The 20,954-nt window shown below is 69.9% G+C and carries 18 protein-coding genes; 16 read left to right on the top strand and 2 right to left on the bottom strand.

The genetic code is table 11. The features are described 5' to 3' along the window. Positions 1-44 precede the first annotated feature (44 nt). From C8P69_RS08620 to C8P69_RS08585, 8 genes are all read left to right on the top strand, one after another. Positions 45-1,226: an acyl-CoA dehydrogenase family protein gene (locus C8P69_RS08620; protein WP_108176101.1), complete on the top strand. Its 1,182-nt coding sequence runs from the start codon at positions 45-47 to the stop codon at positions 1,224-1,226. A gap of 60 nt (positions 1,227-1,286) precedes the next feature. Continuing rightward, positions 1,287-1,910, top strand: a complete 624-nt coding sequence (locus C8P69_RS08615) for a TetR/AcrR family transcriptional regulator (protein WP_108176099.1) — start codon at positions 1,287-1,289, stop codon at positions 1,908-1,910. A 198-nt stretch (positions 1,911-2,108) separates the two neighbouring features. After that, positions 2,109-2,198 (top strand): K(+)-transporting ATPase subunit F, encoded by a 90-nt coding sequence (kdpF, locus tag C8P69_RS08610; RefSeq protein WP_108176097.1) that lies wholly within the window; start codon positions 2,109-2,111, stop codon positions 2,196-2,198. Positions 2,199-2,209: 11 nt separating this feature from the next. After that, positions 2,210-3,901, top strand: a complete 1,692-nt coding sequence (gene kdpA / locus C8P69_RS08605) for a potassium-transporting ATPase subunit KdpA (RefSeq protein ID WP_108176095.1) — start codon at positions 2,210-2,212, stop codon at positions 3,899-3,901. Between the two features lie 11 nt (positions 3,902-3,912). Beyond that, on the top strand, positions 3,913-5,979 hold the full coding sequence (gene kdpB / locus C8P69_RS08600) for a potassium-transporting ATPase subunit KdpB (RefSeq protein ID WP_108176093.1): 2,067 nt from the start codon (positions 3,913-3,915) through the stop codon (positions 5,977-5,979). Between the two features lie 12 nt (positions 5,980-5,991). After that, positions 5,992-6,582: a potassium-transporting ATPase subunit KdpC gene (kdpC, locus tag C8P69_RS08595; RefSeq protein ID WP_108176091.1), complete on the top strand. Its 591-nt coding sequence runs from the start codon at positions 5,992-5,994 to the stop codon at positions 6,580-6,582. A gap of 4 nt (positions 6,583-6,586) precedes the next feature. Next, positions 6,587-9,289: a sensor histidine kinase gene (locus tag C8P69_RS08590; protein WP_108176089.1), complete on the top strand. Its 2,703-nt coding sequence runs from the start codon at positions 6,587-6,589 to the stop codon at positions 9,287-9,289. Further along, positions 9,286-9,978: a response regulator gene (locus C8P69_RS08585; protein ID WP_108176087.1), complete on the top strand. Its 693-nt coding sequence runs from the start codon at positions 9,286-9,288 to the stop codon at positions 9,976-9,978. The genes C8P69_RS08590 and C8P69_RS08585 overlap by 4 nt, the downstream gene beginning before the upstream one ends. On the opposite strand, the gene bchJ is transcribed toward C8P69_RS08585, so the two are convergent. After that, positions 9,963-10,556: a bacteriochlorophyll 4-vinyl reductase gene (gene bchJ, locus C8P69_RS08580; protein WP_108176085.1), complete on the bottom strand. Its 594-nt coding sequence runs from the start codon at positions 10,554-10,556 to the stop codon at positions 9,963-9,965. The two genes, C8P69_RS08585 and bchJ, sit on opposite strands and share 16 nt — an antisense overlap. Before the next feature lie 10 nt (positions 10,557-10,566). Further along, entirely contained in the window at positions 10,567-12,189 is a 1,623-nt protein-coding gene (gene bchE, locus C8P69_RS08575) for a magnesium-protoporphyrin IX monomethyl ester anaerobic oxidative cyclase (protein ID WP_108176083.1), read from the bottom strand. Between the two features lie 53 nt (positions 12,190-12,242). On the opposite strand from bchE, the gene C8P69_RS23815 reads away from it, so the two are divergent. From C8P69_RS23815 to C8P69_RS08540, 8 genes are all read left to right on the top strand, one after another. Then, positions 12,243-12,395, top strand: a complete 153-nt coding sequence (locus C8P69_RS23815) for a hypothetical protein (protein ID WP_170118181.1) — start codon at positions 12,243-12,245, stop codon at positions 12,393-12,395. Further along, complete coding sequence (locus C8P69_RS08570; protein ID WP_170118180.1) at positions 12,392-13,606, top strand: cytochrome P450; 1,215 nt, start codon at positions 12,392-12,394, stop codon at positions 13,604-13,606. The genes C8P69_RS23815 and C8P69_RS08570 overlap by 4 nt, the downstream gene beginning before the upstream one ends. Positions 13,607-13,974: 368 nt before the next feature. After that, positions 13,975-15,228, top strand: coding sequence for an NAD(P)/FAD-dependent oxidoreductase (locus C8P69_RS08565; RefSeq protein ID WP_108176079.1), 1,254 nt, complete (start codon positions 13,975-13,977; stop codon positions 15,226-15,228). A gap of 111 nt (positions 15,229-15,339) precedes the next feature. Then, positions 15,340-16,116, top strand: a complete 777-nt coding sequence (locus C8P69_RS24430; RefSeq protein WP_108176077.1) for an IclR family transcriptional regulator — start codon at positions 15,340-15,342, stop codon at positions 16,114-16,116. Positions 16,117-16,251: 135 nt separating this feature from the next. After that, positions 16,252-17,028 carry an SDR family NAD(P)-dependent oxidoreductase gene (locus C8P69_RS08555; protein WP_108176075.1) on the top strand — a complete coding sequence of 259 codons (777 nt, stop codon included), beginning with the start codon at positions 16,252-16,254 and terminating at the stop codon, positions 17,026-17,028. Continuing rightward, positions 17,021-17,776, top strand: coding sequence for an SDR family NAD(P)-dependent oxidoreductase (locus C8P69_RS08550; protein ID WP_245901941.1), 756 nt, complete (start codon positions 17,021-17,023; stop codon positions 17,774-17,776). The genes C8P69_RS08555 and C8P69_RS08550 overlap by 8 nt, the downstream gene beginning before the upstream one ends. Before the next feature lie 53 nt (positions 17,777-17,829). After that, positions 17,830-18,657 carry a polysaccharide deacetylase family protein gene (locus tag C8P69_RS08545; RefSeq protein WP_108176071.1) on the top strand — a complete coding sequence of 276 codons (828 nt, stop codon included), beginning with the start codon at positions 17,830-17,832 and terminating at the stop codon, positions 18,655-18,657. A gap of 405 nt (positions 18,658-19,062) precedes the next feature. Continuing rightward, complete coding sequence (locus tag C8P69_RS08540; RefSeq protein ID WP_108176069.1) at positions 19,063-20,793, top strand: thiamine pyrophosphate-binding protein; 1,731 nt, start codon at positions 19,063-19,065, stop codon at positions 20,791-20,793. The last annotated feature ends 161 nt before the right edge of the window (positions 20,794-20,954 follow it).

Genomic DNA, 20,954 nt, shown 5'->3' with positions numbered 1-20,954 from the left:
TGCCTACCTAACGTCTGTTAGGTCAAGATCGCCGAGGGACCGCCATGACCATCCGTCCGAATCCCGCCGAGCTCACCGCCGGCGCGCGCTCGCCCTTCTTCGAGCCGGAACACGAGATGCTGCGCGAACAGGTGCGCCGCTTCGTTGACGAGGAGGTGAAGCCCCATGCGGAGGCCTGGGAGGAGGCGGGCTTCGTGCCGCGCGCCGTGCTGCGGCGCATGGGCAGCCTCGGCTTCTTCGGCATCCGCTATCCCGAGGCCTTCGGCGGCTCGGCGATGAATGCGCTGGCGACCGTCGTCTATGCGGAGGAGCTGGGTCGCTCGACCTATAGCGGCGTCGCCATCACGGCGCTGGTCCACACCGACATGGCTTCGGTCCATGTGTTCAATGCCGGCACGGAGCCGCAGAAGGCGAAGTGGATGCCCGGCATCGTCTCCGGCGATGTCATCACCGCTGTGGCGGTGACCGAGCCGGATGCGGGCTCGGACGTGAAGGGCATCCGCACCACGGCGCGGCGCGTCGATGGCGGCTTCGTGCTGAACGGCACCAAGCTCTACATCACCAACGGCGTCCATGCCGATCTCTACTGCGTCGCCGCCAAGTCCGACACCGGCGGGCCGGCGTCCAAATCCGTCACCATGTTCCTCGTCGAGAAGGGCATGCCCGGCTTCCGCGTCGGCCGCGCCCTCGACAAGCATGGCTGGCGCTCCTCCGACACGGCGGAGCTGGTCTTCGAGGATTGCTTCGTGCCCGAAAGCGCCATCCTCGGCGAGGAGGGCCGCGGCTTCTACGCCATCATGAAAAACTTCCAGAACGAGCGGCTGGTGCTCGGCGCCATGGCGGTCGGGGAATCGCAGGCCGCGCTCGACCTGACGCTGGACTATGTGAAGACGCGCAAGGCCTTCGGCGCGCCGCTCTGGGACAAGCAGGCCATCCGCCAGAAGCTGTCGCTGCTCGCCGCCCGCACCGAGGCCTGCCGGCAGCTCGTCTACGCCACGGCCTGGCGCGAGACGCGCGGCGAGGAGGTGACGCGCGAGGTGTCGATGATCAAGGCGCTCTGCGGCGAGCTGGTCAACGAGGTCATGTATGGCTGCCTGCAGTTCCATGGCGGATTCGGCTTCATGCGCGGCAGCGCCATCGAGCGGATGACGCGCGACGCCCGCGTCCAGTCGATCGGTGGCGGCGCCACCGAGGTCATGCTGGAAGAGGTCGCCAAGCGGCTCTGACGCCGCTTGCCGCGCGAGGCGGAGCGTGGGACATCGCGGCGGCCGGAGGGGTTGAGCGGAATGGACGGCGCGAGCGCGTCTGAGGTCAGCAGGGACATGGAGGCGGCGCCGCGGGACGGGCGCCGCACGATCCTGGACGCCGCGGCGCGGATCCTGCGCCACAACGGCTACAAGGCCACGACCCTGCGCGACATCGCCGCCGCCGTCGGCATCAAGGCAGGCAGCATCTACTACCATTTCGCCTCCAAGGACGCGATCGTCGCCGCGGTGATGAACGATGGCGTCGAGCGCGTGCAGGAGGGCGTTTCGCGGGCGCTGTCCGGCCTGCCCGCGACGGCGGGACCGGCCGAGCGGCTGGAGGCAGCGATCGCCGCGCATCTCCACGCGCTGCTCGAATACAGCGACTACACCTCGGCCGGCCTCAAGGCCTTCACCGATGCGCCGGAAGCGGTGCGGACCGCGGCGCGGCCGGTGCGCAAGCGCTACGAGGCGGTCTGGGACGGCATCGTCGCCGATCTCGTGGCGGCGCGGCTGGTGCCGGATGACGTGCCGGCCGAGACCCTCGCGCTCGCCATTCTCGGCATGATGAACTGGTCGCCGGAATGGTATCGCGCAGACCGCCATGCCATCGACCGGCTGGCGCGCGATTTCGCGGCCATCGTGCTGCGCCGTCCCGCGGGCTGAGCCGCGCGGCCTTTACGACGCCTTTACGCCCACCGCTCCTTTCGCCGTCGCGGCTTTACGCGCGTGATCCCTAGCGTCGGTCCATCCCAGACCGGAGCTCTCCCATGTGGATCGACATTCTGTTCCTTGTCGGCGGCCTTGCCGGCTTTGCCCTGGTGGCGGCCGCCGTCACCGGCGCCGAGCGCGTGTGAGGCGGCGATGACCTTCGATATCGGCCTCGGCCTCGCCTTCGCGCTGTTCGCCTTCGGCTACCTGATGGTGGCCCTGCTGCGCCCCGAGCGCTTCTGAAAGATCAATCCATGACACCGGATCTTCTCCAGGCCCTGCTCTATGCGGGCCTTCTCGTCGTCATCGCCGTTCCGCTCGGCCTCTACATGGCCCGGGTCTTCGCGGGCGATGCCACCTTCCTCGCCCCGCTCGAGCGGGCGCTTCTGGCCCCGGCCGGCATCCGCGCCGAGGAGGGCCAGCACTGGACGCGCTACACGCTGTCGCTGGTGGCGTTCAACGCCATCGGCTTTCTCGTCCTGTTCCTCGTCCTGCGCTTCCAGCACCTCTTGCCGCTGAACCCGCAGGGCTTCGACGGCGTGCCGGCGCATCTCGCCTTCAACACCGCCATCTCCTTCGTCACCAACACCAACTGGCAGTCCTATGGTGGCGAGACGACGCTCTCGCACCTCTCCCAGATGGTCGGCCTGACGACGCAGAACTTCGTCTCCGCCGCCTCGGGCATGGCGGTCGCCGCCGCCGTCGCCCGCGGCTTCGCGGGACGGCAGGTGCGCACCATCGGCAATTTCTGGAGCGACCTCGTGCGCTCGGTCCTCTATGTGCTGCTGCCGCTCTCGGTGCTGCTCGCCATCGCCTTCGTCGCCACGGGCATGCCGCAGACGCTGGCCGCCTCGGTGGATGCCACGACCGTGGAAGGCGGCCGCCAGACGCTGGCGCTGGGGCCGGTGGCAAGCCAGATCGCCATCAAGCAGCTCGGCACCAATGGCGGCGGCTTCTTCAACGTCAATTCCGCCCATCCCTTCGAGAACCCGACGGCGATCGCGAACCTCCTGTCGCTTGTCGCCATCCTGGCGATCCCGGCGGCCTTCTGCTTCACCTATGGCCGGATGGTCGGCGACCGCCGCCAGGGCATCGCACTCTTCGCCGCTATGGGCGTGATGCTGGTCCTCGCCTTCGTGGCGCTCTACGCCGCCGAGAAGGCGGGCAACCCGCTCCAGGCCGGGCTCCTCGCCCCCGGTTCGGGTAACATGGAGGGCAAGGAGGTCCGCTTCGGCATCATCGGCTCGGCGCTCTGGGCGGTGGCGACCACGGCTGCCTCCAACGGCTCGGTCAATGCCATGCATGACAGCCTCACCCCCCTCGGCGGGCTCGTCGCCATGCTGCAGATGCAGCTCGGCGAGATCGTCTTCGGCGGTGTCGGCGTCGGCCTCACCGGCATGCTGCTCTTCGTCATCCTCACCGTCTTCCTGGCCGGGCTCATGGTCGGCCGCACGCCGGAATATCTCGGCAAGAAGATCGAGGCGCGCGAGGTGAAGCTTGCCGCGCTCACCCTGCTGGTCATGCCGATCGGCGCTCTGGCGCTGACCGCCATCGCGATTCTCGCCGGCGCGGCGCAGGGCTCCATCCAGGATGCCGGCCCGCACGGCCTGTCGGAGCTGCTCTATGCCTATTCCTCGGCGACGGGGAACAACGGCTCCGCCTTCGCCGGCTTCAACGCCAACGTGCCCTTCCACAACACGCTGCTCGGCATTGCCATGCTGCTCGGCCGCTTCGGCTACATCGTGCCGATCCTCGCCATTGCCGGCTCGCTCGCCGCGAAGAAGACCGCCCCCGCCTCGGCCGGCACCTTCCCGACCCACGGCCCCGTCTTCGTCGTGCTGCTGGTGGTGACCATCCTCATCGTCGGCGCGCTCACCTTCCTGCCGGTCCTCGCCCTCGGCCCCATCGCCGAACAGGTGTCGATCCTCGCCGGCAAGGCCTTCTGAAAGTCCCCGCCATGACCCAGATCCCCAACACCACGCCCGCGCCGTCGCCGGCGGCCGAGATCGGCCTGTTCGACGGCCGAATCCTCAGGGCCGCGGCCCTCCAGGCCTTTGCCAAGCTCGATCCGCGCGGCCTCGTGCGCAACCCCGTCATCTTCGTCACCGCGCTGGTCGCGGTGCTGGCCACCATCCTCGCCGCCCGCGAGGTCGCCGGCGGGGGCGTGAACGCCTTCATCGGCGTGCAGATCGCCATCTGGCTGTGGTTCACGGTGCTCTTCGCCAACTTCGCCGAAGCCGTGGCCGAGGGTCGCGGCAAGGCCCGGGCCGATGCGTTCCGCGCCACCCGCTCCAACGCCCGCGCCAAGGTGCTGACGGAGCGTACCCGCCGCGACGTCTGGCAGGCCAAGGACATCGACGACGTCGCCATCGACGACATCATCCTCGTCGAGGCCGGCGACACGATCCCGACCGATGGCGAGGTGATCGAGGGCGTCGCCTCGGTGGACGAGAGCGCCATCACCGGCGAGAGCGCCCCGGTCATCCGCGAGTCCGGCGGTGACCGCTCCTCGGTCACCGGCGGCACGCGCCTCGTCTCGGACTGGCTTGTGGTGCGCGTCACGGCCCGCCAGGGCGAGACCTTCCTCGACCGCATGATCGCGCTGGTCGAGGGCGCCAAGCGCCAGAAGACGCCGAACGAGATCGCCCTCGACATCCTGCTCGCCGGCCTGACGCTGGTCTTCCTCTTCGTCGTGGTGACGCTGCCGGTCTTCGCCTCCTGGTCGAACACCGAGATCCCAGTGATCTATCTCGCCGCCCTGTTCATCACGCTGATCCCGACCACGATCGGCGGCCTGCTCTCGGCCATCGGCATTGCCGGCATGGACCGGCTGGTGAAGGCCAATGTCGTGGCCAAGTCCGGCCGCGCCGTGGAGGCTGCCGGTGACATCGACGTGCTGCTGCTCGACAAGACCGGCACGATCACCTTCGGCAACCGCATGGCCGATGCCTTCGAGCCGGTGCCGGGCGTCACCGACCGGGAGCTGGCCGAGGCCGCCTGCCTCGCCTCGCTCGCCGACGACACGCCGGAGGGCAAATCCATCGTCGACCTCGCCGCCCGCAAATTCGGCATCTCCCAGGTCGATCGCGCCGGCATGACGTTCGTGCCCTTCACCGCCCAGACCCGCATGTCCGGCGTCGACCTCACGGATGGCACCGCCATCCGCAAGGGCGCCTCGGATGCGATGCTGCGGCTGGTCGGCCGGCCCGCCGATGCGGCGCTCGACGCCATCGTCCGGCGCATCGCCATGAGCGGCGGCACGCCGCTGGTGGTCGCCCGCGGCGACCGCATCCTCGGCGTCGTCCATCTCAAGGATATCGTGAAGCCGGGCATCCGCGAGCGCTTCGCCGAGTTGCGGCGCATGGGCATCCGCACGGTGATGATCACCGGCGACAACCCGCTGACCGCCGCCGCCATCGCCGCCGAGGCCGGGGTCGATGATTTCCTCGCCGAGGCGACGCCGGAGCGCAAGCTCGAGCTCATCCGCAAGGAGCAGGCCGAGGGCCGCCTCGTCGCCATGTGCGGCGACGGCTCCAACGACGCGCCTGCGCTGGCCCAGGCCGATGTCGGCGTCGCCATGAACTCCGGCACGCCCGCCGCCAAGGAGGCCGGCAACCTCATCGACCTCGACAGCGACCCGACCAAGCTCATCGAGATCGTCCTGGTCGGCAAGCAGCTGCTCATCTCGCGCGGCGCGCTGACGACCTTCTCCATCGCCAACGACGTGGCGAAGTATTTCGCCATCCTCCCCGCCCTGTTCGGGACCGCCTATCCCGGCCTCGCCGTGCTCGACGTCATGGGCCTCGGCACGCCGCAATCGGCGATCCTCTCGGCGATCATCTTCAATGCGCTGGTCATCGTCGCGCTGATCCCGATCGCGCTGAAGGGCGTCTCCTACGTGCCGTCCTCGGCCTCGGCCCTGCTCACCCGCAACCTCACGATCTATGGCCTTGGCGGCCTCATCGTGCCCTTCATCGGCATCAAGGCGATCGACATCATCGTCGATCTCCTGCGCCTCGCCTGAACGGAGGCTTCCATGCTCGCCCTGCTGCGTCCGGCCCTTGTCTTGACGGTTCTCTTTACCCTCGTCACCGGCCTCGCCTATCCGCTGGCGATCACCGGCCTCGCCCAGGGGCTGATGCCCCACCAGGCCAATGGCTCTCTGGTCACGAAGGGGGACCGGGTCGTCGGCTCCGAGCTGATCGGCCAGGCCTTCACCGGCCCGCGCTACATCCATGGCCGCCCCTCGGCGACCAGCGCCGCCGATCCCGCCGATGCCACCAAGACGGTCGATGCGCCCTACAACGCCGCCTCCTCCAGCGGGTCCAATCTCGGCCCCTCGTCCAAGGCGCTGCTGGAGGCCATGCAGGCGCGTGCCGCGGCGCTGGGCATGGCGCAGGCGCCGGCCGACCTCGTCACCGCCTCCGCCTCGGGCCTCGACCCGCACATCTCGCCCGCCGCGGCGATGGTGCAGGTCGCCCGCGTCGCGAGCGCCCGCGGCGTCGCCCCCGCCCGTGTCGAGGCGCTGGTGCAACGCCACGTGGAAGGGCGTAATCTCGGGGTCCTCGGCGAACCGCGCGTCAATGTCCTGGCGCTGAACCTCGCCCTCGACGCGGATCTGCCCTGAACGCATGGCGACGACCGAACCTGACCGCCCCGACCCCCAGGCCCTGCTCGACGCGCATCGGCGCGACGGGCGGGGCCGGCTCAAGATCTTCCTCGGCGCCTCGCCCGGCGTGGGGAAGACCTTTGCCATGCTGGAGGAAGCCCGGCAGCGCCAGCGCGCCGGGCGCGATGTCGTTGTGGCCCTGGTGGAGACCCATGGGCGGGCGGAGACGGCGGGGCTGCTGGCCAGCCTCGAGGTGCTGCCGCGCAAGACCGTGCCCTATCGCGGCCAGGTGCTGGAGGAACTCGACCTCGACGGCCTGCTGGCGCGGCGCCCCCAGCTCGCCCTGATCGACGAGTTCGCCCACACCAACGTGCCGGGCGCCCGCCATCCCAAGCGCTGGCAGGATGTGGTGGAGGTGCTGGATGCCGGCATCGACGTCACGACGACGCTGAACATCCAGCACATCGAGAGCCTCAACGATGTCGTCGCCAGCATCACCGGCGTGCGCGTGCAGGAGACCGTGCCGGACGAGGTGCTGCAGCGGGCCGATGAAATCGAGCTGATCGACCTGCCGCCGGAGGAGCTCATCAACCGGCTGCGCGAGGGCAAGGTCTATGTGCCGCAGCAGGTCGGCCGGGCGCTGGAGAGCTTCTTCACCAAGGGCAACCTGACGGCCTTGCGCGAACTGGCGCTGCGCACGGCGGCGAGCCGCGTCGACGCGGACATGCTCACCTACATGCAGGCCCATGCGGTGAAGGGTCCCTGGCCGACGCAGGAGCGCCTGCTCGTCTGCGTCAACGAGGCGCCGGTGGCGAAGGCCCTGGTGCGCGCCGGCAAGCGCATGGCCGATCGCGCCCGCATTCCCTGGATCGTCGCGACCGTCGTCACGCCGGCCCACGAGGCGCTGGGCGAGGAGGCGCGGGCCACGACCACCGAGGCTCTGCGCCTCGCCGAGACGCTCGGCGCGGAGGTGGTGACGCGCCATACCGAGCGGGACGTGGCGGCGGAACTCCTCGCCTTCGCCCGCTCGCGCAATGTCACGCGGCTTGTGGTGGGACGGCCCCGCCAGCGCTGGCCCTGGGTGCTGCTGCGCGAGCCGGTGAGCGACCGGATCCTCGACCTCGCCACCGATTTCGAGGTGACCGTGGTCACCCACCGCGCCCGCGTCGAGCGTCGCAGGATGCTGGCAGCGCCGGAGTTGCCGGGCTGGCGCGACTGGGGCGCGATCACCCTGGAGACCTGCGGCGCCATGGCCGCTGCCACCGCCATCGCCTGGCCCTTCTGGTCCATCCTGCCGGTCGCCTCCATCGCCATCCCCTATCTGGTGGCGGTGTCGGTGGTGGCCTTCCGGCGCGGCCTTGCCGCGGCCATTCTCGCCAGCGGACTTGGCTTCCTCGTCTACAATTTCTTCTTCACGACACCCTACTACTCGCTCGCCGTGGAGCAGCACGAGGCCGTCGTGGCGCTGCTGGTCTTCCTCATCAGCGCGGTCTTCACCGGCACGCTGGCGAGCCGGCTCAAGGCCCAGGTGGATTCGATGCGGGCGGCGCGCCGGCGGACCGAAACGCTCTACGAGTTCGCCCGCAAGATCGCCGCCGCCACCAAGGCCGATGACGTGCTCTGGGCGGCTGCGGCCCATATCGCCGTGACCCTCAACTGCCGCTCGCTCATCCTCATGCCGGGGCCCTCGGGGGCGCTCGAACAGGTGCAGGGCCATCCCTCCATCGAGGAACTGGACGTGAAGGCCGAGGGCGCGGCGCGCTGGGCCTTCGAGCGCAACGAGCCGGCGGGCGCCGGCACCACGACGCTGCCGACTTCGGACTGGCTCTTCGTGCCGCTCGCCACCGCCCGCCGCATCCTCGGCGTGATCGGCGTGCAGTTCCGCGATGCCGCCCAGGGCCTCGACCCGGAGACCAAGCGGCTGCTTCTCGCAGTCGAGGACCAGGTCGCCGTGGCGCTGGAGCGCTTCACGCTGGCCGCCGATCTCGAGGACGCGCGCGTCACCGCCGAGGGCGAGAAGCTGCGGGCGGCCTTGCTCAACTCGGTCAGCCACGATCTGCGGACGCCGCTGGTGACGGTGATCGGTGCGGTGACGACGCTCGCCGACGCCGACACGGCGCTGACGGCGGAGAACCGCTCGGAGCTCATCGGCACGGCGCTGGACGAGGCGCGCCGCCTCGATCGCTATGTCCAGAACCTCCTCGACATGACCCGCCTCGGCCATGGCGTGCTCACGCCCAAGGCGCAGAGCGTCGACCTGCGCGAGGTGGTGGGCCGGGTGCGCAGCGATCTCGCCCGCCCGCTCGCTGGCCACGACCTCGTCGTCGACATGCCGCGCGACCTGCCGCGGGCGCTGGTCGATCCCGTGCTGATCGGCCAGGCCCTCGCCAATGTGGTGGAGAACGCCGCGAAATACGGCCCGCCCGGCGGCCGCATCACCATCGGCGGCGCCGCGGCCGGCGACATGGTGGTGCTGACCGTCACCGACGAGGGGCCGGGCATTCCGGTCGCCGATCGCGAGCGCGTCTTCGACCAGTTCTACCGTGCCGCCCGGGGGGATGGCGCGCCCTCGGGCACCGGCCTCGGGCTTGCCATCGTGCGCGGCTTCGTGGAAGCCCATGGCGGACGCGTCGCCATCGATGCGGGGCCGGGCGGACGCGGGACGGCGATCGCCCTCGTGCTGCCCCGCGCACCGGCGAGCGAGCCGCCCGAGGAGGCGCGATGACGGAGAGCGGACAGGCGCTGCGCGTGCTGGTGGTCGAGGACGAGGCGCCGATCCGACGGTTCCTCGGCATCATCCTCGGCAGCGCCGGCATGACGGTGGAGGAGGCGGCGCGCGGCCGCGAGGGGATCGAGCGCGCCGCGACCTCGGCACCCGACGTCGTCATCCTCGATCTCGGCCTGCCCGACATGGACGGCAAGGCCGTGGTGGCGGCCATCCGCGAATGGTCGCAGGTGCCGATCCTGATCCTCTCGGTGCGCGACGGGGAGGGCGAGAAGATCGCCGCCCTCGATGCCGGGGCCGACGATTACGTGACCAAGCCCTTTGCGGCGGGCGAGCTGCTGGCGCGCCTGCGGGCGCTGACCCGCAGCCGCCGGCCGGCCACCGCCGAGAGCCCGGCCGTGGCGATCGGGTCCTTGGTGATCGATCTTGCCCGCCGGGCAGTGACGCTGGAGGGCGCCGAGGTGAAGCTGACGCGCAAGGAATATGACGTCCTGGCGCTGCTCGCCCGCCACCAGGGCCGGCTGGTCACGCACCGCCAACTGCTGGCGACGATCTGGGGTCCCGCCCATGTGGAGGACACCCACTATCTGCGCATCGCCGTCGGGCATATCCGCGACAAGCTCGGGGACGATGCCGCCGATCCCCGCTTCATCCTGACGGAGCCGGGAGTCGGCTATCGGCTCGCCTGAGCGCCGCGGCCCCTGCTGATCTCGAACCGGCATTCGGCCGCGCCCGTCGCGGCGCAGGCCGTCTCGCGGCAGCGGCAATCGGGCGCCACCAGCACGCGATAGAGCCGCTCGAAGACGGCGGCATGCCAGACGCAGAGGGGCATGACCGATGTCTCGCCGCGCACCAGCGGATTGTCGCGCAGCGCGAAGGTCCAGGAGGTGCGTCGCTCGAATGATCCTGAGCCGGCAAATGTCCAGGCATTGCGGGCGATGGCGCGCGACAGCATTGGGGCGGCGAGCGGCGCCGGGAGGGCCTTCAACAGGCGTTGCACGGCCGCCGGGATGCGGTGGGCGAGAATGTAGTCGGCGGTCGCCGTGCCGGCCTCGCGTTCGAGGGCCTCGGCATCGGGCGCTGTGCGCAGGGCCCGGTGCAGCGCGGCCGCCTCGGCCTCGGGGATCATCGCATCGCCCGTCGGCAGGCGGTCGAGCGCGGCAGCCGCCATCAGCGCCGCCAGCCGCGCCTCGCCGCCGTGGCGGCGGATCACCGCCGCGTGCTGGAGCACCGCGTTGGGGCCGATGACGCCAGCCGCCGCCGACATCGCCGCGGCCTCACAGGGCCGGTGCTGCCGGACCGCCGCCGCAGGCGCGGATCTCGGCGCGCTCCTTCATCTGGGCGCGAACCGCGTCGCGGCGCTCGGCGGCGCGCGCCGCGCGGTCGGCCGAGGCCTCCCAGTCCTCGAGCTGCGCCTCGGCGAGCGTGCGGGTCTCGTCGAAGTGGAAATCGACGGTCTTCTTGGTCTGCGGGCCCCAATAGCCGGCCTTGCCGAGGTCATAGAAGCTGCGCTTGAAGCCGGCGCGGAGGAACGCATAGAGGCATCCCAGCAGGTAGCGGCGGCGGAAGCCGGTGCGGCGCCAGGGGTAATGCAGCAGCGCCTTCTTCATGTAGAAACGGCGGTAATTGTTCATCACGCCGTCGAGCAGCTCGCCGCGCTCCATGGCCGCCGGCTTCATGATGGGCGTGACGAAATTGTACTTGGAGAAGTCGAAGACCTCGACCTGGTCCTTGATCTCCTGGAACAGCGGCGTGAAGGGCCAGGGCGTGTACATGGACCAGTTGGCGAGGTCCGGCTGCCAGTCCCAGGCCATGCGGTAGGTCTCTTCCAGCGTCTGCGGCGTCTCGTTGTCGAGCCCGACGATGAACTGCGCCTCGACGAAGATGTCGGCCTCGCGCAGCAGGCGGATGGCCGTCTTGTTCTCGTCGACCTTGGTCTCCTTGTTGAACTGGTCGAGCTTCAGCTGCGCCGCGGCCTCGGTGCCGAGGCTGACGTGGACGAGGCCGGCCTTGCGGTAGAACTTCAGGTCGTCGCGGTCGCGATAGATGTCGGTGACGCGGGTGTTGATGCCCCATTTGACCTTGTCGGGCAGGCCGCGGGCGATGAGCTCCTCGCAGAAGGCGACGAACTTCTTCTTGTTGATGGTCGGTTCCTCGTCCGCGAGGATGAAGAAGCCGACGCCGTGGTTGACCACGAGATCCTCGATCTCGTCGACGACGTCCTTCGGGTCGCGCACCCGATAATCCCGCCAGAACTTCCACTGCGAGCAGAAGGAGCAGGTGAAGGGGCAGCCGCGCGCGAGATTGGGGATGGCGACGCGGGTGCCGAGCGGGATGTAGATGTACTTGCTCCAGTCAAGGATCGACCAGTCCGGCTTGATGGCCGCCATGTCCTTGACGGTCGCCGCCGCGGCGGTGGCGACGATCTGGTCGCCATCGCGGAAGGCGAGGCCCTTGATGGAGGAGCGCGCTGCCGGCCAGCGGCCATCGCGGATCGCGCTCATCAGCTCGGTGCAGATCTCCTCGCCCTCGCCGCGGACGATGACGTCCACCCATGGGGCTTCGCTCAGCACCTGCTTGTACATGAAGGTGGCGTGCACCCCGCCGAGGACGCGCACCGCGTTCGGCACGGTGTCGGCGGCGATGCGCAGCACCTCCTCCGCCTTGTAGATCGACGGCGTGATGGAGGTGACGCCGATGGCGTCGGGCTTCAGCTCGGCCATGCGACGGGCGAGGTCCTCGCTCGTCACGTTGTCGGTCATGGCGTCGATGAAATGGATGTCGTCGAAGCCGGCCCGGCGCAGGTGACCGGTCAGATAGGCGACCCAGGAGGGCGACCAGGTGCCGGCGATCTCCGCGCCACCGGAATGGTAGTTGGGGTGGACGAAGAGGATCCGCATGGCACGCCTCCCTGTATGTCAATCAAAGTTGACATAGAGAACGACGCGACGAGTTGACGCAGATCAAGGGGGCGGCGGAACGCCTTGCGTGCCGCGCAAGGGGGCTCGCCGGTGCGCAGGTTGACAGGGTCGAGCTCGGCTTCGCACAATCCTTCAATACTGGCGTATTGAACATCAATACGAATGCCGAGGACAGCGTGCCATGACCGCACTCGCCGCCGCCTCCCGTCCCGCTCCGGTCCTCGACGTCGATCCTTACGACGACGCGGTGCTGGCCGAGCCCCACGCCATGCATGACGCGGTGCGGCGGGCGGGTCCGGTGGTGCAGCTGTCGCGCTACGGCGTCCATGCCATGGGCCGGCATCGCGATATCGGCCCGGTGCTGCAGGACTGGGAGACCTTTTCCTCCACCGGCGGCTCCGGGCTCGGCGATATCCGCAAGCCCGGGGCCTGGCGGCCGGCGAGCCCGATCGTCGAGGTCGACCCGCCCCAGCACACGCGCGTGCGAAGCGCGCTCCAGCGCATCCTTTCGCCCGCGCTCATCCGGGCCTGGCGCGCCGACTTTGAAGCCGCGGCCGACCAGCTCGTGGCGGAGCTGGTGGAGAAGGAAACCTTCTGCGGGGTCTATGACCTCGCGGAGACCTATGTCTCCACCACCTTCCCGCCGGCCCTCGGCCTGCGCAACGGGCCCGAGGTGCGCGACAATCTCTTCCTCCTCGGCGCTCTCAATTTCGACGGCCAGGGACCGAAGAACGCCCGCTTCGAGGAGACCCAACGCAAGGCCGACGCGATCTGGGACTGGTACCTCGCCTCGATGCAGCGCGAGGCGATGGTGCCCGGCGGCTTCGGCGCGTCGATCTTCGCCGCCGCCGACCGCGGCGAGATCGAGCCGGAGGTGGCCCCGCTTCTGGTGCGCTCGTTCCTGCGCGGCGGGCTCGACACCACCTCCAGCATGATCTCGGCGGCGCTCTGGTATCTCGCCATGGACCCGGCGCAATGGGCGCTGCTGAAGGCCGATCCCACCCGCATCCGCACGGCTCTCGACGAAGCCATGCGGCTGGAGACGCCAATCCAGAACGTCTGCCGCCAGACCATGCGCGAGGTGGTGATCGATGGGGTCATGGTGCCGGCCGACACCAAGATCCTCATCATGCTCGGCGCCGCCAACCGCGATCCGGAGGCCTGGGAGCGCCCCGATGCCTTCGACCTCACCCGCCAGACCATGGGCCAGCTGGCGCTGGGGGCGGGCGTCCACATGTGCATCGGCCAGATGATCGCGCGGCTCGAGGGCGAGGCGGTGCTGAAGGCGATGATCGCGCGGGTGAAGACGCTGGAGCTGACCGGCGAACCGACCCGCGCCCTCAACAACAACCTGCGCGCCCTCAAGACCCTGCCGCTCCGCGTCACGGCGGCTTGAGAGGCATCATCATCTGACTGCCGCCTTCAAGAGAAGCGTGGGTGCCCGCCACGAGGGTGAGCAGGTCGGGAGGCGATGCATCATCTTTGTCTCAAGCGTGCCAATGGCCCCTCACCCTTCCCTCTCCCCGCAAGCGGGGAGAGGGGGACTTCGACGTCGCGGTGGTTCTCTGGCGGCGTGCCAGGCACCACGACATGGGGTGAAACTCGACGCTTCTGACCCCTCTCCCCGCTTGCGGGGAGAGGGAAGGGTGAGGGGCCGATGTGTACGCCCCCGACTTCAATGCCCGCCTGCCGTTACGCCAGCCTCGCGGAGCGCGCGGCGCCCGTGCTAAAGGGCGCCGGTTCGTCCGCCGCGCGTCGAGAGCCATGACCCAAGCCATCCTTCCCCATGCCGATGTCGTCATCCTCGGTGCCGGCCAGGCCGGCCTGCAGGCGGCGCTGTCGCTCCGCGAGGAGGGCTTTGCCGGCACGATCCAGATGATCGGCGATGAGGCGGCGCTGCCCTACCAGCGCCCGCCGCTCTCCAAGGGCTTCCTGCTGGGACAGGTGGGCGAGGAGGCGCTGGAGCTGCGCCCGCAGGCCATGCTCGACAAGCTCGACATCCGCCTCGCGACCGGTGTTGCGGGCACCGGCATCGACCGCGCCGCCCGGCGTCTCGCGCTCTCCGACGGCAGCGCCTGCGGCTATGGCCACCTCATCCTCGCGACGGGATCGCGGGTGCGGCTCTGGTCCGGCGCGGGCGCGGATCTTGCCGGCATCGCCTATCTGCGCACGCTGGATGACGCCCGCGCCCTCGGGCCGCGCCTCGAGGCGGCGCGCGATGTCGTGGTCATCGGCGCCGGCTTCATCGGCCTGGAATTCGCGGCGGTCGCGGCCAAGCGCGGCAAGCGCGTTCATGTGCTGGAGGCTGCCGACCGGGTGATGGCGCGGGCGGTCACGCCGGCCATCTCCGCCTTCTTCCGCGAGCGCCACGAGATCGCCGGGGTGGAGTTCCGCTTCGGCGCCAAGCTCGCCGGGATCACCGGGCGCGACGGACAGGTTGCGGGTGTGGAGCTCGATGGCGACGAGCATCTCCCCGCCGATCTCGTCCTCGTCGGCATCGGCGGCATTCCGAACGCCGAGCTCGCCGCGGCGGCGGGTCTCGCCGTCGAGAACGGCGTGGTGGTGGATGAGATGATGGCCACCGCCGATCCCCATGTCTCCGCCATCGGCGATTGCTGCAGCCATCCCAACGTCTTCGCCGGCAGCCGCATCCGGCTGGAATCCGTGCAGAACGCCATCGACCAGGGGCGCACCATCGCGGCGCGGCTCGCCGGCAAGCCGCAGCCCTATCGAGCCGTGCCGTGGTTCTGGTCGGACCAGGGCGACCTCAAGCTGCAGATGGCCGGGTTCACCAACGGCGCCGACCACCAGGTGACGATCGGTGCGATGGACGAGGCGCGGTTCTCGCTGCTGTCGTTCCGCGGCGGCGCGCTGGTCGGCATCGAGTCGGTCAACCGTCCGGCCGACAACATGCTGGCCCGCCGGATCCTCGCGCTGCCTCAACCCGTGACGCTCGCCGCGAGCGAGGCGGCCGGCCACGACCTCAAGGCGCTGGCCATGCCGGCGCGGCCCGCCTGACCCGCTTCAGCTTGTAACACGTCGCGTTCCGGTGGTATCGGCTCGCAATACGCGCGCGTCGGGTCCCCAGAACACCGTCCGCGCGGGAGGAACCCATCGGGGCGGTGAAGGATGAAGAAGACAGCCGGCACCGGTGCCGTCGATGAGCGCCTTTTCCTGCAGTCGGTCGCGCGCGCGCTCGACGTCCTCGAAGCCTTCGCCCAGAGCCCGCGGCCGAAATCGCTCGGCGAGATCGCGGCCGCGACGGGGGTGAACAAGAGCGCGGCGCAACGCATCGGACAGACGCTGCTGGCCCGCGGCTATCTCGAACGCTCGGAGAACGGCCGGCTGACGCTCGGCCGCCGGCTGCTCGACCGCTCCTTCGACTACCTGCGCTCCAATCCGCTGGTGGAGCGGGCGACCCCGGTCCTCATGGACCTGCGCAAGCTCACCGGCGAGCGCGTCGACCTCAGCCTCTTCGACGAGGAAACGACGGTCTATGCCATCCGCCTGCAGAGCAAGCGCGAGACCTTCTACGCCACCCTGCCCGGCCGTCGCATCCCGACCTTCCTGTCCTCGGGCGGGCGCGCCTGCCTTGCCCAGCTCCCCGATGCGGAGGTCGAGGCCATCCTCGCCCGGTCCGACATGCGCGCCTTCACCCCGAAGTCGCGCGTCACCCTGCCGGAGGTTTGGGAGAAGATCCGGGAGGCGCGCACGGACGGCTATTCCTGGGCCGCCGAGGAGGCGCTGATCGGCGAGGTCGTGCTCTCCGCCGCCGTGCTCGACGGCATGCGCCGGCCGATCGGCGCGGTGCACATCGCCGGGTCCTTGAGCGAATGGTCCACCGAGGATTTCCGCCGCCGCTTCTCGCCGCTCGCCATCGAGGCGGCGCGGGCGCTGAGCGGCTGAGACCCGCCGTCCCGCTGGCCGGCCTGCATCGGCGGCAGGCCTCCCATGCCCTGCCCTTGAGGGTTTGACAGGTCTCCCCGCGTCCTCTCACACTGGCGATATAGCCGTATTGTTTGGCGATACGCGAGGGCGGGCATGGGCAAGAGCGGTCAGGGTCGCTTCGAAGGCCGCGTCGCGGCGATCACCGGGGCCGGCGGAGCGCTGGGCCGGGCCTCGGCCGTCGCTCTCGCCCGCGAAGGCGCGAGGCTCGCCCTGTTCGACCGCGATCCCGCCGCGCTCGCCGAGACCGCCGCGCTCTGTCCCGGCGCGGTGACCGTCACCGGTGACGCCAGTTCGGCGGCCGACGTGGCGCGCTTTGCGGCCACGGTCCGGGAGACCTTCGGCCCGGTCGAGCTGCTGGTCGCCGCCGCCGGCGTCATCGGCCCGTCAAAGATCGCCATCGACGTGGACGAGGACGAGTTCGACCGCGTCTTCGCCATCAACGTGAAGGGCTCCTGGCTCGCCGCGAAGCACCTCATCCCGCAAATGCGCGAGGCCGGACGCGGGTCCGTGGTGCTGTTCTCGTCCACGGCTGGCCTGCAGGGGTCGCCGCTCTATTCGGCTTACTCCGCCTCCAAGGGCGCGGTGACGCTGCTGACCAAGAGCCTCGCCCTCAACCACGCGACGGAGAACATCCGCGTCAATTGCGTCTGTCCCGGCACGATCGAGAGCCCGATGCACCGGCAGGGCATGGCGAACATCGCCGATCCCGTGGTGCGGGCGGAGCGCGAGGCCTTCCAGAAGGCCAAGCACCCGATGAACCGCTTCGGCCAGCCGGAGGAGGTGGCCGCCGCCGTGCTATGGCTGCTCAGCGACGAGGCCTCCTACACGACCGGCCATGCGCTGCCCGTCGATGGAGGCCGCCTTGCCTGACGCGGGTCGTTTTTCGGGCAAGGGCGTCATCGTCACGGGAGCCGCCCGCGGCATCGGCGAGGCGGTGGCCGAGCGCTTCGTGTCGGAAGGCGCCAGGGTGCTGCTGGTGGATGTGTTGCCTGAGGTCGAGGCGACCGCCGCGCGCCTCGGCCAGCCTTGGCTCCTTCAGGACGTGGCGGCGCCGGGCGCGGGCGAGGCGATCGCCGCCGCCGCGCTCGGGGCCCTGGGCCGCATCGACGTGCTGGTCAACAATGCGGGGATCGGCGGCTCCAAGCGCCTCGAAGACAGCGACGATGCGCTGATCGACCGGTTCCTCGCCACCAATCTCGCCGCCGTGCTGAAAGTGACCCGCGGGGTGCTGCCGCACCTGCCGCGGCCGGGCGGGCGGATCATCAACGTCTCGTCGATCTTCGGCATCACCGGCTATCCCGGCACCACTGCCTATGCGGTGGCGAAGGCGGGCGTCGCGCAGTTCACGCGGCAACTTGCCGGCGAGCTCGCGCCCGAGGGCATCCTCGTCAACGCGGTGGCGCCGGGCCTCATCGCCACGCCGATGACCACGGGTCACCGCCAGAATGCGCTTTACACGCGGCTCATCGTCGAGGGCACGCCGGTGGAGCGCCTCGGCACCCCCGCCGACATTGCCGGGCCTGTCGCCTTCCTCGCCTCCGAGGATGCGGCCTTCGTCACCGGCATCGTCATGCCCGTCGATGGCGGCTTCCTCGCCGCCCGCCACGGCAAGATCTGAACACACCCCAGGATCTGACCACCCAAGATCCGACCATCCAAGGGAGAGACGTGATGCATGACATGAGCGTCAAATGGCCGAACGGTGCGCGCTGCGCCGTCATGCTGACCTTCGACTTCGACGCCGAGACGCTGTGGACGTCGCGCGATCCGGACAATGTCCGCCGCCCCGGCGTGCTGAGCCAGGGCCGCTACGGCGCCAAGGTGGGCGTGCCGAAGATTCTCGACACGCTGCGCGACGAGGGCATCAAGTCGACCTTCTTCGTGCCCGGCTGGACGGCGGAGAACCATACCGACCGGGTCGAGATGATTCTCAAGGACGGCCACGAGGTCGCCCACCACTCCTATTCCCACCGTTGGGTGAGCGATGATCCGGCGGCGGAGGTCGAGGAGATGGAGAAGGGCCTCGAGGCGCTGAAGCGCACCGTCGGCGTCGTGCCGAAGGGCTACCGGTCACCCGCCGGCGAGGTCTCGGAAGGGCTCTTCAAGCTCCTGAAGAAGCACAACTTCCTCTACGATTCCTCGCTGATGGACGACATCAACCCCTACCGTCACATCATGCCGGATGGCTCCAAGGGCGTGATCGAGCTGCCCTGGCACTGGTCGCTGGACGATGCGCCCTTCGCGCTGTTCTCGGTGAAGACGCCGCGGCCGATCTTCACCAACGAGCACATGCTCAGCGTCTACAAGGAGGAGTTCCGCGAGATCTACAAATGGGGCGGGCTCTTCGACATGATCTTCCACCCGCAGGTGGGGGGACGGCCCAGCCGCATCGCCCTGATCCGCGAGCTCATCGCCTTCATCCGCACCTTCCCGAATGTCTGGTTCGCCACCGGCGCGGAGGTGGCGGAGGCCTGGTCGGCGGCCCACGAGACGGACTGAGGACGCTGTTGCCGTCGGCACCGATCCGCCGCTCACCACCCGTCACCCCCGGCGAGGCCCAAAGCGCGATGCTTTGGGCCGAGGGAAGGGGGTCCAGGGGGGAAGGCACCGTCCGACGGCCCCTGGATCCCCTTCCCCTCGCTGCGCTCGGCCGGGGATGACGGGAGAGATAAACGGGGCCGGGCCGGCATTGCTGGCCTGCCCTTCGCCTGCGTTGACAGGCATGGGGGCCCTCCCTAACCGTTGCGCCCCAAGTGACAGGCGCCGGCCAACGGCGCGGCATGGGGGCGGGGAGGGCGCCCGGAAGGAGCAGTGGCGCCGGGCGCGCCGCACCGGCGTCGCGCCGGCCTTCCGACCTCACCATCTCGTCTGGAATGCGGCCGTGGCCGCGGGTGGAGAGGCGTGATGAGCGACAACGAGATGACGGGCGGCGAAGCCCTAGCGCGGATGATCCTCGCCTTCGACGGCGGCCCGATGTTCGGCATGGGCGGCTTCCAGCTCCTGCCCTTCTACGATGCCGCCCGCCGCCTCGGCCTCAAGCACAACCTCATCAATGACGAGCGCGCCGGCGTCTTCGCCGCCGACGCCTATGCCAAGATCACCGGCCGGGTCGGCCTGGTCGATGCGACGCTCGGACCCGGCGCGACGAACCTGGTGACCGGCCTCGTCGAGGCGCTGAATGCCGGCACGCCGATGGTCGCCATCGTCGGCGACACCCATCGCGACCATTCCTGGAAGAACATGACCCAGGAGAGCCGCCAGCTCGACATCCTGCGCCCCTGCGCCAAGGAGGTCATCCGCGTTGAGGCGATCCACCGCATCCCCGAGCTGATGCGCCGCGCCTTCGCGGTGGCGACGACCGGCCGGCCGGGCCCGGTCATCGTCGACGTGCCGGAGGACATCTGCCACGGCACCCACGGCTTCACGGATGAGGATTTCCGCGTCGATCCTGCCCATGGCGGCGCGCCGGCGCTCCGCTGCCGGCCGGACGGGGCGGCGCTCGCCCGCGCGGCGGAGGCCCTCGCCAGCGCGAGCCGGCCGATCGTGCTGGCCGGCGGCGGCGTGCACCTGTCGGGCGCCGCGGCGACGCTGCAGCGCTTCGCCGAGACCTTCTCCATTCCTGTCGCCCACACCATGACCGGCAAGGGCGCCATTGCCTGCACCAGCCCGCTCTCGGCCGGCCTCTTCGGCCGCTATGACCGCATCGCCAATGGGCTGATCGAGCAGAGCGACCTCATCCTCGTCATCGGCTGCAAGCTCGGCGAGATCGCCACCAAGCGCTTCACCGTGCCGCCGAAGGGCAAGCGCATCATCCATCTCGATATCGTCGCCGAGGAGTTCGGTCGCACCGTGCAGCCGGAGATCGTGCTCTGGGGCGATGCCAAGCTCGGCATCGAGGACCTGGCCGCGGCGCTCGCGCCGAAGGCTGAGGCCATCCGCGCGCGCCTTGCGCCCTACGCCGCCGAGGTGCCGCAGCGCATGGCCGCCTGGCGCGCCGACGTGTCGGAGCGGCTGAATTCCGACGAGGTGCCGGTAAGCATGGGCCGGCTGATGACCGAGATCAACGCGGTGCTGCCGGCCGACGGCTTCCTCGTCGCCGATGGCGGCTTCGCGGCCCATTGGGGCGGCCTGCTCTTCGACACCAAGCAGCCCGGCCGCTCCTTCGTGCCGGACCGGGGCTTTGCCTCCATCGGCTACGGCCTGCCGGGCGCCATGGGCGTCGCCATGGGCGCGCCGGGCAAGAAGGTCATCGGCCTCACCGGCGATGGCGGCTTCAACATGATGCTCGGCGAGATCGAGACGGCGCGGCGCATGGGGCTCGACCTCACCATCGTCGTCGTCAACAACGCCGCCTCCGGCTATGTGAAGGCGCTCCAGCACCTGGTCTATGGCCCGGGCGCCTACCACGCCTCGGACCTCGCCGAGACCAACTATGCCGAGGCCGCCAAGGCGCTCGGCTGCCATGGCATCCGCGTCGAGGATCCCGGCACGCTGCGCGCCGCGCTGCAGGAGGCCCTGGCGACCAAGGGTCCCTCGGTGGTCGACGTCGTCGTCACCCGCGACCCCGCCAAGATGCTGCCGGGCGTCGACAACCGCGCCGCCGCCAAGATGAAGAAGGGCGACCGTCCCGCCTGAGGCGCGGGCGCTTTCCAGCCGGCCGCTGCGGCCTTCGACGGCAGCTGCGACTGGCATTGCCCGCATTCTGGGCAGCGCACCCCCTGATTGTACACAATTCCGCGGCTTTCGGGCTGGCCCGCTCCTTGCTGGTGTCTCGGTACTCGCCGAGAGGTCACCCG

This window comes from Phreatobacter oligotrophus (genome assembly GCF_003046185.1).
GTDB lineage: Bacteria > Pseudomonadota > Alphaproteobacteria > Rhizobiales > Phreatobacteraceae > Phreatobacter > Phreatobacter oligotrophus.
The sequence above is the reverse complement of the archived record's forward strand: the minus strand, read 5'-3'. Positions and strand labels throughout refer to the sequence as shown.

Bases quoted from the DNA above. Each gene is read 5' to 3' on its own strand.
- C8P69_RS08540 (WP_108176069.1), top strand. From the start codon at position 19,063: ATGAGCGACAACGAGATGACGGGCGGCGAAGCCCTAGCGCGGATGATC.
- C8P69_RS24430 (WP_108176077.1), top strand. From the start codon at position 15,340: ATGAAGAAGACAGCCGGCACCGGTGCCGTCGATGAGCGCCTTTTCCTG.
- kdpA (WP_108176095.1), top strand. From the start codon at position 2,210: ATGACACCGGATCTTCTCCAGGCCCTGCTCTATGCGGGCCTTCTCGTC.
- C8P69_RS08555 (WP_108176075.1), top strand. From the start codon at position 16,252: ATGGGCAAGAGCGGTCAGGGTCGCTTCGAAGGCCGCGTCGCGGCGATC.
- C8P69_RS08570 (WP_170118180.1), top strand. From the start codon at position 12,392: ATGACCGCACTCGCCGCCGCCTCCCGTCCCGCTCCGGTCCTCGACGTC.
- C8P69_RS08585 (WP_108176087.1), top strand. From the start codon at position 9,286: ATGACGGAGAGCGGACAGGCGCTGCGCGTGCTGGTGGTCGAGGACGAG.
- C8P69_RS08620 (WP_108176101.1), top strand. From the start codon at position 45: ATGACCATCCGTCCGAATCCCGCCGAGCTCACCGCCGGCGCGCGCTCG.
- kdpF (WP_108176097.1), top strand. From the start codon at position 2,109: ATGACCTTCGATATCGGCCTCGGCCTCGCCTTCGCGCTGTTCGCCTTC.
- kdpB (WP_108176093.1), top strand. From the start codon at position 3,913: ATGACCCAGATCCCCAACACCACGCCCGCGCCGTCGCCGGCGGCCGAG.
- C8P69_RS08590 (WP_108176089.1), top strand. From the start codon at position 6,587: ATGGCGACGACCGAACCTGACCGCCCCGACCCCCAGGCCCTGCTCGAC.
- bchE (WP_108176083.1), bottom strand. From the start codon at position 12,189: ATGCGGATCCTCTTCGTCCACCCCAACTACCATTCCGGTGGCGCGGAG.
- bchJ (WP_108176085.1), bottom strand. From the start codon at position 10,556: ATGTCGGCGGCGGCTGGCGTCATCGGCCCCAACGCGGTGCTCCAGCAC.
- C8P69_RS08565 (WP_108176079.1), top strand. From the start codon at position 13,975: ATGACCCAAGCCATCCTTCCCCATGCCGATGTCGTCATCCTCGGTGCC.
- kdpC (WP_108176091.1), top strand. From the start codon at position 5,992: ATGCTCGCCCTGCTGCGTCCGGCCCTTGTCTTGACGGTTCTCTTTACC.
- C8P69_RS08615 (WP_108176099.1), top strand. From the start codon at position 1,287: ATGGACGGCGCGAGCGCGTCTGAGGTCAGCAGGGACATGGAGGCGGCG.
- C8P69_RS08545 (WP_108176071.1), top strand. From the start codon at position 17,830: ATGCATGACATGAGCGTCAAATGGCCGAACGGTGCGCGCTGCGCCGTC.